The organism is Oerskovia gallyi (genome assembly GCF_014836745.1).
Classification (GTDB): Bacteria; Actinomycetota; Actinomycetes; order Actinomycetales; family Cellulomonadaceae; genus Oerskovia; species Oerskovia paurometabola.
Genome location: NZ_JACSQE010000019.1, coordinates 24,105 through 35,946, shown reverse-complemented (window position 1 = coordinate 35,946; position 11,842 = coordinate 24,105). Strand labels below are relative to the sequence as shown.

Below are 11,842 nucleotides of genomic sequence, written 5' to 3'. Positions count from 1 at the left end.
GAGCGAGTTCGTCGAGGGCTTCGGAGCCCTCGCCGAGGTCGGGCCGGCGGTGTCGGTCTTCGGGTCGGCGCGCACGAAAACTACCGCTTCGTCCCGGTCCGTGGCCAGATGGCTCCCGCCGGTGGACGCCGGGTCGAGAACCTCCTTCCCCCGGGCGCGCTCGGGTCGTCCGGGCGGGCGTGCCGTTTCGACGGTGCCCTCTCCTGCGGGGGACAATCGACGCATGTCTGATGCCGGAGTCCCGCCCGTCCCCGACCGCGCCGCCCCCTTCGAGGCGCACGTCGAGTGGGCGCGGGCGACACCGGTCGAGGGCTTCGACCTGTCCCCGATCGACGACCGCTGCATCGAGGCCCCTCTGCCCTGGGACTACCTGGTGCTCGCGCGCGAGCTCGTGGGCAGCGGCCGCGGCCCCGTCCTGGACCTGGGGACCGGTGGCGGAGAGGCTTTCGGCTCGCTCGCGCCCTTGCCGGAGGGTTCGGCCGCGACGGAGGGCTGGCCGCCGAACGTCCCCGTGGCCCGACGGCGCCTCGAACCCCTGGGCGTCGACGTCCGGCAGGTGGGGAGCAGCAAGGGCGAGGGGCTCATGCTGCCGTTCCTCGACGGCCGGTTCGCGGTGGTCCTGGACCGGCACGAGGAGTTCGAGCCGTCCGAGGTCCTGCGCGTCCTGGAACCGGGAGGCGTGTTCATCACGCAGCAGGTCGACTCCCGCGACGGGATCCGGGTCAACACCGCGCTCGGTGCACAGCTCCCCTGGGACCCGGACGACGTGACGCTCGAGGGCGCGGTGGCCGACCTGGCCGATGCCGGTTTCGTGATCGACGTGGCGCGCGAGCACGTCGGGACCCGGCACTTCCACGACCTGAGCTCGCTGCTCTGGTACCTCAAGGTCATCGCGTGGCAGGTCCCGGAGATCGCGAGCCTGTCGGCCGAGGCGATCGGGCGCTACGAGGCGCCCCTGCGTGCTCTGCACATGCACTTCGCGGCGGGCAACGACTTCGTGGACGAGGCTCCGCGGTTCCTCGTGGTGGCGCGCAAGCCGTTCTGACCGCCGAGGGCGACGCCGGTGCCCGCCGAGGGTGTCCAGCCGGAGAGAGCGCCTTCGGCCGAGGCGTGAAGAAGCCCGCGGGCCGGTGGATTCCTCCACCTGTCGCGCTGGACAAGGGCGCGACTCCCGCGGGCTCCGGTGGTTGCTCGGTACTCGCTGGTCGTGGGTGACGTGACGGTCACCTGTCGGCCGCGGGTTCCTCGCAAGGTCCGTCGCTCGATGGCACGACTAGCGTGCAACCACCTCATGTGTCCGAAGATTCTTCACTTCGTGGACCACCTCCTTTCCCATGTACCGACGACGCTACGCCTGCCGTCCGCGGGGTCGCCAGAGTTTTTTCTCGACAGGTTCAGACCCGTCACCGTCGGCGGCCCAGCACGTCACCCTCGGCGGTCAGCGGCGTCACCCTCGGCGTGGGACCGCTCGCCCTGGTCCACCCCCTCGCGCCGGGAGGCAGCGACGACCCTCGTCGAGCACAGCAGGCCCAGGAGCAGGAAGCCCCCGGCCACGTACAGCGAGATCCGCGTGGCGTCGCTGAACCCGTCGGAGAGCGCGTCGACGACGTCGGGCGTCTTCTCGCCGAACTGGCTCCGGGTGCCCTCGCCGCGCAGCTGCGGGATCGTGCCGCCCGCCGACTGGGCCGTCGCGTCGGCGACCTGTGACGCGACGGCGGCCGGGACGCCGTCGACCTGTTCGAGCGCGGGCGGGACCGCGGTCGACAGACCGATCGCGAGCGCAGCCCCGATGAACGCCGTACCGAGCGCCGAGCCGAGCTGCCGCGACGTGGACTGGGTCGCGGACGCCTGCCCGGACTCCTCCTCGGGGACGTCGACGAGCGTCGTGCCGGTGAGCTGTGCGGATGCGAGCCCCAGCCCCAGGCCGTAGATCACGAGCAGGACCGCGATGAGCCACGACGAGACGGTCGGGGTCACGACGAGCGCGACCGCGATCACACCCACGACCTCCAGGACCAGTCCGAGGACGATCGTGCGCGGCGACCCGATCGCGGCTGCGAGGTGCCTGGCCATGGCTCCCGAGAAGAACGCGCCCGCGGCCATGGTCGCGAGCACCACGCCGGCGCCCAGGCTCGAGAGTCCCAGGATGTTCTGCAGGTACAGGGGCAGCACGAAGATCAGGCCGAACTCGCCGATCGCGACGAGCATCGCCGTGAGGTTGCCCCAGCGGAACGTCGCGACGCGGAACAGCGTGAGATCCAGCAGGGCAGAGCGTGCGATCCGCGCGCGGTGGTTCTCCCAGAACGCGAAGAGCACCAGGAGCAGCACGCCGATCGCGCCGACGACCGGGACAGGCGAGACGGGCGCGTCGGTCCCCCAGACCAGCCCGAAGACCTTGAGCTCGGCCTTGGGCGCCCACCACCCGAGGGACTGCCCCTCGATGAGTGCGAAGACGAGCGCGCCGAACCCGAGCGCGCTCAGGAGCAGCCCGACGACGTCGAGCCCCGGCACCGTGATGTGCGCGCGGGTCTCGGGGACGACGAGCAACGCCCCCACGATGACCGCGACCCCGATCGGGAGGTTCACGAGGAAGATCCACGGCCACGTGAACGACGTCGTGAGCCACCCGCCGAGGAGCGGGCCGACCGCGGCCATCCCCGAGATCACGGCCCCCCAGATCCCGAACGCGACCGCGCGGTCCTTGCCGCGGAACGTCGCGTTGACCGTCGACAGGGTCGCGGGCAGGACGAAAGCCCCGCCGACGCCCTGGATCAGGCGCGCCACGATCAGGGTCCCGGCGTCGTCGGCCTGCGACGCGAGGAGGCTTCCGGCGAGGAAGACCACGACGCCGCCGAGCAGCATGTTCCGCCGTCCCAGACGGTCACCCAGGCGGCCCGCGGTGAGCAGGAGCGCCGCGAACACGACCGAGTACGACGCGTTGACCCACTGTGCGTCGCCCAGGTCGAGGTGCAGGTCCTCGATGATCGTCGGCAGCGCGACGCCCACGATCGTCCCGTCGAGCACGATCATCGACAGCGCCGTGGCGAGGACGAACAGCCCGGCCCACCGGTGGTCCGGGGGCGCGGGGCTCTGCGCGGAGCGCGCGGGCGGTGTCCGGCCCGTCTCGTCCGACTGCGTGCTCATGGGCGCTCCTTCGAGATCGGGGGCGCGGTGGTGCGCGGCCCCTGGCTGTGCGGTCAGGCGGGGAGCAGGCGGTCCCACTCCTCGGGGTAGTCGTCGAGCCACGCGGCGAAGCTCTGCGCGGGCCGTCCGGCGAAGCGTTCGACGACGTCGCTCACCCCGGCCAGCTCGCCCGCCGCGATCGCGGTGTAGGACGAGACCCAGCCGTCGACCTCGAACGGCGGCGCGGCGTAGACCGCGCGCGACGCGTACGCCTCCTCGACCGTCTCCGGGTGGTAGGTGATGCTGCGGCCCGTGACGCCGGAGAGCACGCTCGCGATCTCGGCGAGGCTCGACGCCTGGGGGCCGGTCACGTCGTACGTCTTCCCGTCGTGCGCGTGGGGGCGCTCGTCGAGGAGGATCGCGGTCGCGACGTCGGCGATGTCGTCGTGCGAGACCGAGGCGAGCCGCCCGTCGCCGCCCGGTCCGCGGATCACGCCGTCGTCCCCGACCATGTGGACGAGGCCCTGGTGGTACAGGTTGTCGCGCAGGAACGTGTACTTCAGACCTGTGGCCTTGATGTACTCCTCGGTGTGCCAGTGGTCGCGCGCGAACGTGAACGTGGCCTCGGGGGCGGCTCCCACGAACGACACGTAGACGATGCGCTCGACGCCTCCGGCGACGGCCGCGTCCACGGCCGCCCGGTGCTGGGCGACCCGGTCGGGCGACTCGCGCGCCGAGACGAGGAAGACCGAGCGGGTGCCCCGGAAGGCGCGGACCATGCGTTCGGTGTCGGTGTACCCGGCGGTGACCGCGACCTCGGAGTCGGGCAGGGGCTCGCCGTCGGGCAGGCGTGGTGTCCTGGACGCGTCCCGCACGACGAGACGCTGCGCGGCCCCTTCGGCGGCGAGCCTCAGCGCGAGCTTCGATCCGAGCTGCCCGCTCGCGCCGGTCACCGCGACGATCCCCGAACCCGTCCTGATGGTCATGCGTCCACGGTAGGCCGGGCGCGCGGGAACTGCCTGGGGGCGGGCGTGCGGCTCGGGCAGACTGGTCTCGTGACCACTCACCACGACCCGACCCACGACCCGACCCCCGACCCCGGCCACGGCCCGTACCGCGTGATGACGGTCTGCACGGGCAACATCTGCCGCTCGCCCATGGCGGAGATCGTGCTGCGCGACCGCTTCGAGGCCGCGGGGCTGGGCGGGCGCGTGGTCGTGGACTCGACGGGCATCAGCGCGGAGGAGCACGGCAACCCGGTGGACCGCCGGGCGAGGCGCGTCCTGGCCGAGCACGGGTACGCCACGGGCGACGGCCACCGCGCCCGCCAGGTCCGGCCGAGCGACGTCGTGTCCCGCGACCTGGTGCTGCCCATGACGTCGCAGCACGCGCGCGCCCTGCGGCGGCTCCACGGCGACGGGAACGTGCGCATGTACCGGTCGTTCGACCCGGCCGCCCCGGCCGTCGCGCCCGAGCGGGCCGAGCGCGACGAGCACCTGCTCGACATCGACGACCCCTGGTACGGCGGCATGGAGGACTTCGAGGACTGCCTGGCGCAGGTCGAGGCCGCCGCGGACGGCGTGGTCGAGTTCGTGCGGGGAGAGCTCGCGCGCCGTCAGGCCTGAGGCCGGCGCGCCCGGGAGCCGCGCGTCCTGCGCGCCCGAGCGGCCCACCCGCGCACGCTCGACCCCACGGAGCCCGCGGCCGAGCGGGCCCACCGGACCGGTGCCCATCCGCTCACCCCGGTCGCTCCGGGCCCCGCCTCGCCGGAGCCGGGATCCGGCTCGCGAGCCGGCTCGGGCACGTACCCGTGCACCCAGGTCGCGATCTGCTCGTAGGCCACCGCCCGGACCGGCGCGGCCGAGAGCACCACGTCGTGCAGCGCCCCCTCGATGCGCGCGAGGACGACGAGGCGTCCGAGGTCCGTCGACCGTCGCGCGATCCCGACGACGTCGAGGGCCGTGTCGCTGTGCATCATCTCCGGGGTCCACCGGGGGGCGAGCGTGCTGCTCGTGGACAGCAGCACGAGCACGGGCAGGGTGATCCCGAGCCCCAGCTCGACCGCGGCCTGCCCGTGCAGCACCGCGTTGAGCCAGCCCCCGTGCACGACGAACCCGCGGACGGGCCGCCACGTGAGGTCGTAGTCCCACTCGCCGTCGAGCGTCCGGGACACCGAGCGCGTGTAGAAGCCGAGGTCGACCTGGGGCAGGGGGACGCGCGGGTCGAGCCGCGCCTGGAGCGCGATCGCCGGGGCGAGCATCTTGCGCCCGATGTCGCGCGCCTGGAACTCGAGCCACGGGCTGTTCAGGACGAGCCCGGTGACGCGGTCCTGGTTGCGCGCGGTCCACAGGCTCAGCGTGAGCCCACCCGTGGAGTGACCCATGAGGACCAGGCCGCGCTCACGCATCGCGGGGTCGGCCGTCAGGACGCCGTGGCCCATCGCCGCGAGCGCGGCCTCGATGTCCTCGTCGTACGTCGCGAGGCTCGTGACGAACCCGGGGGTCTGGCCGGGACGCAGGCTGCGACCGTACTTGCGCAGGTCGAGCGCGAAGAACCGCGCGCCCTGGCCCTCCCAGAAGTCCGCGAGCCCGGTCTGGAAGAAGTAGTCGGACCAGCCGTGCACGTACAGGACGTCGATCCCGCGGTCGCGCACGCCCGTCGGGCGCGCTCCCCCGTGGAGCGGGTCGCCGCCCGCGGCCCGACGGCGCCGCACCAGCGTCGCGACGACCTCGCCCTCGTCGTCGGGGTCGAGGGGCAGGGTGAGCTGCTCGAACCCGTCGAGGACGTCGGGCACCCAGCCCCTCGTCTCGGCGGTCGGGGCGGTGGGTTCGGGCATGTCCCGAGGGTAGGAGCCGGTGCGTGGGAGCGCTCGCTGGGGCCGGGTGGGTCAGGTCGTCGGCGGATCGTCCGTCGGCCGCCGACGGCGCCACCACCGCCGTGAGCCCGTCGCGCCCGGGCCGTCGCCCTCCCGGCGTGAGCGGTCCCGGGAGGTGCGTGCCGTCGTCGGGCCCGAGGGCGACGCCGTGGCGCTGCGAGCCGCCCGTCGGTCGCGCCAGAGCGAGACCTCCTCCTCGACGTCCCGCAGGGGCGTGACCACGGGCGGGCCGCCCAGGAGCTGGCGCCGGGCGTCGACCACGCGTGCGTTGAACTCGGCGAGGACCTCGCGCACGGACTCCTCGGAGAACTGGCGGTCGAGCTCGTCGCGCAGCCGGGCGTCGTCGGCCCGCAGCTGTGCCGGGGGCAGGATGCCCGTGATCTGCTCGCGCTCGACGAGGTTCTTGAGCCACCAGTCGGGGTCGTAGCGCGCCCCCAGGCCCGGGATGGGCTTGCCCGCGAGCGGCAGGTCGTCGAACTCGCCGCGGGCCATGGCCTGGCGGACCAGCTCGTCGACCCACTGGCCGCGGTTCTCGAGCGGGAGCCGCGGGCGGGCGGGACCGTCGTCGTCGGTCTCGTCGGCCGGTCGCGGGGCGTTCGCGTCGGCCGCTGCCTCCGCCGTCTCGCGTGCCGTCTCGCGGTCCACGCGGTACTGCGCGGCCCGGCGCACGGGGTCGTCCTCGGTCATCGGGTCCTCCCACGGTCGTCGCTGGACGGGTGCTGTCCCCATCCTCGCCGATCTCGGGCGTTGTACGCTGGGCCGCCCGGCTCTTCCGGCCGGGCGTGCTCGTCACCGGTGAGGAAGCCGCCGGGACTGGTCGGCAGCGCGCTGCCATGAACGGCCCGCGAACCTGCGGGAGGTGGGGTGCACATGGCACAGAGCACGGACGAAGACCTTCTCAGCCCGGCCGAGGCGATCGACCTCGAGAACTGCGCGCGCGAGCCCATCCACGTCCCCGGGCGCATCCAGCCCCGCGGGGCGCTCCTCGTGGTGCGGGAGTCCGACGGCCACGTGGTGCAGTGCTCGACCACCGTGCGCGAGGTCCTGGGACGCGGCACCGAGGACGTGCTCGGCACGCCCCTGACCGAGGTCCTGGGACCCGACGACGGCGCCCGGCTCCTCGCGCACGTCGCGCAGCACACCGACCTCGCGTCGCACAACCCCGTCGAGATCCGCACCGGTGCGGCCCACGACGTCGCGACCGACGCGATCCTGCACCGCCCGCCGCTGCCGGCCGACGCCGAGCCCGTGGTCGTGATCGAGCTCGAGCCCGCGGTCGTGCGACCGCTCAGCTTCCCCAACACCTACCAGGCCGTGCGTGCGGCGCTCGCGGACCTCGACCGGGCCGGGACGCTGCCCGAGCTGTTCGGGACGGCGGCGCGGCACGTGCGGCGGCTCACGGGCTTCGACCGCGTGATGATCTACCGCTTCGACGCCGACTACAACGGCGAGGTCGTCGCCGAGGCCAAGCGCGAGGACCTGAACTCGTTCTACGGGCTGCACTACCCCGCGACCGACATCCCGCGCCAGGCCCGCGCGCTGTACGAGAAGAACTGGATCCGGCTGATCGACGACGTGGGCTACGTGCCGTGCGACGTGGTGCCGACCGACCTCCCGACCACGGGGCAGCCGCTCGACCTCACGTACTCGACGCTGCGCAGCGTCTCCCCGATCCACCTCGAGTACCTCGCGAACATGGGCGTGGGTGCGTCGATGTCGATCTCGCTGCTGCGCGACGGGAAGCTCTGGGGCCTCATCGCGTGCCACCACTACTCGGGGCCGCACCACCCGCCCTACGCGGTGCGCGCGGCCGCGGAGTTCCTGGGCGCCGCCCTGTCGGTGCTGCTCGTCGCGCAGAGCGAGGAGGACCGGCTGGCGGTCTCGCGCGCGTCGGCGCGGCTGCTCGCGGGCCTCGTCGCGGGCAGCCGCGACGAGGACACGTCGCTCGTCGAGGCGCTCACGGCCGACCGGCGCCTGCTCGACCTCGTGGGCGCCGACGGTGCTCTGGTCGTCGCGGAGGGGCGCTGGGCCTCGCTCGGGCGCGTGCCCGACGACGCCGGGGTCGCCCTGCTCGCCGGATGGGTCGCGGACCGGCTCGCGGCCGCGGACGACGAGGTCGTCGCGATCGAGTCGCTGCGCGTGGCCGCCCCGGACCTCGCGGAGCACCTGCCCGACGTCGCAGGCGTGCTGGGGGTGCACCTCAACGACGGCCAGGTCGTGCTCTGGCTGCGCGACGAGGTGCTGCGCAGCGTCGACTGGGGCGGCGACCCCCACAACAAGGCCATCGCGAGCAGCGAGGGCGACACGGTCCGACTCAGCCCCCGCAAGTCGTTCGAGCGGTGGCGCGAGGTCGTGCGCGGCCACAGCGAGCCCTGGGCCGAGGACGCCGTCGAGACGGCCGGAGCCTTGCGCAGCCACCTCGTCGAGGCCCTCTACCTGGCCGGGCGCCGCGACGTGCGCGCGGCCGAGGCCCTGCAACGGAGCCTCCTGCCCGCGTCGCTGCCGGACACGCCGGGCTGGACCGTCACCGCGCGGTACGAGCCGGCCGGTGGCGGCTTCGTCGGCGGGGACTGGTACGACGCGCTGCGCCTGCCCTCGGGGGCGCTCGGGCTCGTCGTCGGGGACGTCACGGGCCACGGTCTCCAGGCCGCCGCCTCGATGGGGCAGCTCCGCAACACGCTGCGCGCCGCGCTCGTGCAGGACGGCACCGCTCGCGGGGCCGTCGAGCAGCTCGCCGAGACCGTGCGATGGACCATGCCGGGGCAGATCGCGACCCTCGTCGTCGCGGTCGTCGACCTCGACGAGGGCTCTGTCGAGTACGTGACCGCGGGCCACCCGCCGCCCTTCTTCCTCGTGCCGGGCGAGGGCGTGGTGTGGGGTCGGCTGCTGGGCGGGCCGCCGCTCGGGCTCGCCGCGCCGCGGTTCGAGGCCGGGACGACGTCGATCGCGCCCGGCGGGGCCCTCGTGCTCTACAGCGACGGGCTCTTCGAGCGTCGCGACGAGTCGCTCAAGGTCGGGCTGCGTCGGCTCGCCGGGACCTTCGCCGAGCACGTGGGCGACGTCGACGCCGTGCTGCGCGAGACCCGGGACCCCGCGTCGGAGGACGACGCGACGCTGCTGGTGCTGCGTCGTCGGGCCGTCGGCGAGGCCGAGGACGGCCCTCAGCCGTCCTCGGCGCAGACCGGCCCTCGACGGGAGCGAGCGGTCAGGGGACCGCCGCGACGGGTACCGGCGGTCCGACCGCCTCACGGGGGACTCCGAGGCGTGCCCACACGTGCTTGCCGTCCGCGACGAACCAACCCACGTCCAGGGCGATCCGCTGCGCGAGCACGAGGCCGAAGCCCCCGTCGCCCGGCAGGCGCGGTGCCGCGACCACGGGGGCACGGCTCGTGTCCTGGTCGATCACGTCGACGATGTACTCCTCGCCGTCGGTCAGGAGCTGGACCGTCGTCGGCGGGCGCCCGTGGCGCAGGGCGTGCGTCGCGAGCTCGCTCGCGACGAGGACGATCTTCTCCGGGACCTCGGCGAGGGCGCCGTCGGGAGCGAGCGGGCGCCCCGTGAGCTCGAGGTGGAGCGAGGTACGCAACGTCGAGAGCTCGTCGATCGAGTCGAGCTGCCAGACGCGGACCACGTGGAAGTTCTCGGGCGGACGGGACGAGGCGATCGAGGTGTCCAAGAGGTTCCTCCGATGGGTCCGGTTGTTCGGGTGGACGGGTGCGACGGCGCGGCCGAGAGGGTGGTGGCCGCGGCGACGGGACGGGTCAGTCGACGAGCGTGAACTGCGTCAGGACACCGCTGATCTCGAGCAGGTCCCGGATGCGTTCCGGGACGCCGACCAGGACGGGGGCCGCGCCCCCGGCGAGGAGGGACAGGTACAGCAGCCGCAGACCACCCGAGTCCATGAACGTGACGTCGGTCAGGTCGATCGTGACGGGGCCGTCGGCGCGTTCGAGCGATCGGACGAGGTCCCCTTCGGAGCGGTCCTGGACCGCGGCGTCGACCTCACCCCACATCGTCCATCGAGGTCCGGAGTCGTCGATGCGGACTCCCCCTTGCGTCGTGTGCTCCGGCACTGCTCGCCTCTCGCTCGTGTCCTGAGTGGTGTGCACCCCGGTCGCTTGTCGACCGGGACCCGTGCCAGGTTACGGAACTTCTGGCCCGGTTTCCTTCCAGGACTCGCTCCGTCACCGGACCTGCACAGTTCACCCGGTGCTCGAGGGGGCCCGCGAGGCCCGGAACCCCGGGCATGATGGCCTCATGAAGGTCTCCCGCAGGTCGCACGTCCCCCCGTTCGCCGTCATGGAGGTCCTCGCCGCGGCGAACGCCCGCCGCGACGCGGGCGAGCCGGTCCTCAACCTGTGCGCGGGGGAACCCGCGACGGGCGCGTCCGACGTCGTGCGGCGCCGGGCGATCCAGCTCCTCGAGTCGGGGGACCTGGGCTACACCGAGGCACTGGGCGTGCCGGCGCTGCGCCAGGCGATCGCGGAGCACTACGGACGCACCTACGGTGTGAGCGTCGACCCGTCGCGCGTCGCGGTGACCACGGGGTCGTCGGGCGGCTTCATGCTCGCGTTCCTCGCGGCGTTCGACCCGGGGGACCGCGTCGCGCTGGCCCGTCCCGGGTACCCCGCGTACCGGAACATCCTCTCGGCCCTGGGGTGCGAGGTCGTCGAGCTCGACTGCGGCCCCGAGACCCGCTACCAGCCGACGGTCTCCCAACTCATGGAGGCGTACTACGGGGGCGGCCTCGACGGGCTCGTGGTCGCGAGCCCGGCGAACCCGACCGGGACCATGATCCCGCCGGCCGACCTCGCCGAGCTCGCGGCGTGGTGCACCGACCACGACGTGCGCCTGGTCAGCGACGAGATCTACCACGGCATCGTCTACGCCGACCCCGCGTCGGAGGCCGGCGAGACGGCGACCGCTGCGCAGTTCCTCGACGGCGGCGCGGTCGTCGTGAACTCGTTCTCCAAGTACTGGGCCATGACCGGGTGGCGGCTCGGGTGGCTCGTGCTGCCCGAGGACCTCGTGGCCCCGGTCGACGCGCTCGCGGGCAACATCGCGCTGAGCCCGCCGGCGCTCGCGCAGCACGCGGGCGTCGCGGCGCTGACCCACGAGGGGTACGCGGCGGCGGCGGCGAACGTCGCCCGGTACGCGGACTCGCGCGCCCTGGTGCTCGACCGGCTCGACGACCTGGGCTGGGACCCGGTCGCCCCGGCGGACGGTGCGTTCTACGTGTACGCGAACGTCGCCGGGTCGGGCATGGACTCGGTCACGTGGTGCGAGCGGCTCCTCGCCGACACCGGGGTCGCGCTCACGCCCGGCACGGACTTCGACGGCGTGCGCGGCCACGAGTGGGTCCGGTTGTCGTTCGCGGCCGCGCCCGAGGTCGTGGCCGAGGCGGTCGACCGGATCGCGGCGTGGCGGGCCGCGGGGTACCGGCGGGTGTGACGGGCCGTCAGGCAGCCAGGTCCACGGCACGCGCCTGGGCGGTGGGCGCTTCGAGAGGGATGACGACCGCCTCGGTCGCGCGACGCCGTCGGGCCTTGACGAGCACGACGATGGCCTGACCGCCGATGACGATCCACACCACGTTCGCGACCGCCGAGGGCCACACGCCGTTGACCGCGGCGACCAGGCACATGAGCCCGGCGCCCACGAAGTTCGTGAGCTGGAACCGCAGCGAGTCCCCCGACCAGCGGCCGCGGGTGACCATCGCGTACGCCGTGACGGCCGCGATCGCGCCGACCCATCCGAGGGGGGTCACGACCAGGTCGACGAGGGCGGGGGAAGCGGACATGGCGGTCTCCGGGCAGGGGTCATGAAGGGATCGGGGAGGGGGGG

Annotated in this window: 10 protein-coding genes and 1 pseudogene; 5 read left to right on the top strand and 6 right to left on the bottom strand. The window is 73.7% G+C overall.

The genetic code is table 11. The features are described from left to right. Both H9640_RS19350 and H9640_RS18545 read left to right on the top strand, forming a co-directional pair. A pseudogene (locus tag H9640_RS19350) lies at nucleotides 1–80 on the top strand (TIGR00730 family Rossman fold protein); the annotation flags it as partial. Nucleotides 81–223: 143 nt separating this feature from the next. Then, nucleotides 224–1,045, top strand: a complete 822-nt coding sequence (locus H9640_RS18545) for a class I SAM-dependent methyltransferase (RefSeq protein WP_191792249.1) — start codon at nucleotides 224–226, stop codon at nucleotides 1,043–1,045. A 380-nt stretch (nucleotides 1,046–1,425) separates the two neighbouring features. Here the strand turns inward: H9640_RS18545 and H9640_RS18540 are convergent, their stop codons facing one another. After that, nucleotides 1,426–3,144 (bottom strand): DHA2 family efflux MFS transporter permease subunit, encoded by a 1,719-nt coding sequence (locus tag H9640_RS18540; protein WP_191792248.1) that lies wholly within the window; start codon nucleotides 3,142–3,144, stop codon nucleotides 1,426–1,428. 53 nt (nucleotides 3,145–3,197) lie between these two features. Beyond that, nucleotides 3,198–4,109 carry an SDR family oxidoreductase gene (locus H9640_RS18535; protein ID WP_191792247.1) on the bottom strand — a complete coding sequence of 304 codons (912 nt, stop codon included), beginning with the start codon at nucleotides 4,107–4,109 and terminating at the stop codon, nucleotides 3,198–3,200. Nucleotides 4,110–4,244: 135 nt separating this feature from the next. On the opposite strand from H9640_RS18535, the gene H9640_RS18530 reads away from it, so the two are divergent. Then, the gene (locus H9640_RS18530; RefSeq protein WP_191792254.1) at nucleotides 4,245–4,748 is read left to right on the top strand and encodes a low molecular weight protein-tyrosine-phosphatase; all 504 of its coding nucleotides are present in this window, start codon (nucleotides 4,245–4,247) and stop codon (nucleotides 4,746–4,748) included. Here the strand turns inward: H9640_RS18530 and H9640_RS18525 are convergent. Beyond that, the gene (locus tag H9640_RS18525; RefSeq protein ID WP_225227476.1) at nucleotides 4,739–5,959 is read right to left on the bottom strand and encodes an alpha/beta hydrolase; all 1,221 of its coding nucleotides are present in this window, start codon (nucleotides 5,957–5,959) and stop codon (nucleotides 4,739–4,741) included. The two genes, H9640_RS18530 and H9640_RS18525, sit on opposite strands and share 10 nt — an antisense overlap. 51 nt (nucleotides 5,960–6,010) lie before the next feature. After that, nucleotides 6,011–6,685 carry a DnaJ family domain-containing protein gene (locus H9640_RS18520; protein ID WP_191792246.1) on the bottom strand — a complete coding sequence of 225 codons (675 nt, stop codon included), beginning with the start codon at nucleotides 6,683–6,685 and terminating at the stop codon, nucleotides 6,011–6,013. A gap of 183 nt (nucleotides 6,686–6,868) precedes the next feature. Here H9640_RS18520 and H9640_RS18515 point away from each other — a divergent pair, with 183 nt between their 5' ends. Continuing rightward, nucleotides 6,869–9,559, top strand: a complete 2,691-nt coding sequence (locus H9640_RS18515; RefSeq protein ID WP_225227475.1) for a SpoIIE family protein phosphatase — start codon at nucleotides 6,869–6,871, stop codon at nucleotides 9,557–9,559. 200 nt (nucleotides 9,560–9,759) lie between these two features. On the opposite strand, the gene H9640_RS18510 is transcribed toward H9640_RS18515, so the two are convergent. Next, the gene (locus tag H9640_RS18510; protein WP_318243845.1) at nucleotides 9,760–10,107 is read right to left on the bottom strand and encodes an STAS domain-containing protein; all 348 of its coding nucleotides are present in this window, start codon (nucleotides 10,105–10,107) and stop codon (nucleotides 9,760–9,762) included. Nucleotides 10,108–10,255: 148 nt separating this feature from the next. On the opposite strand from H9640_RS18510, the gene H9640_RS18505 reads away from it, so the two are divergent. Continuing rightward, complete coding sequence (locus tag H9640_RS18505) at nucleotides 10,256–11,449, top strand: pyridoxal phosphate-dependent aminotransferase (protein WP_191792245.1); 1,194 nt, start codon at nucleotides 10,256–10,258, stop codon at nucleotides 11,447–11,449. Between the two features lie 7 nt (nucleotides 11,450–11,456). Here H9640_RS18505 and H9640_RS18500 read toward each other — a convergent pair whose 3' ends face one another. Further along, a complete protein-coding gene (locus tag H9640_RS18500) occupies nucleotides 11,457–11,798 on the bottom strand; it encodes a CBU_0592 family membrane protein (RefSeq protein WP_191792244.1) in 342 nt (113 codons plus the stop codon). Nucleotides 11,799–11,842: the final 44 nt, after the last annotated feature.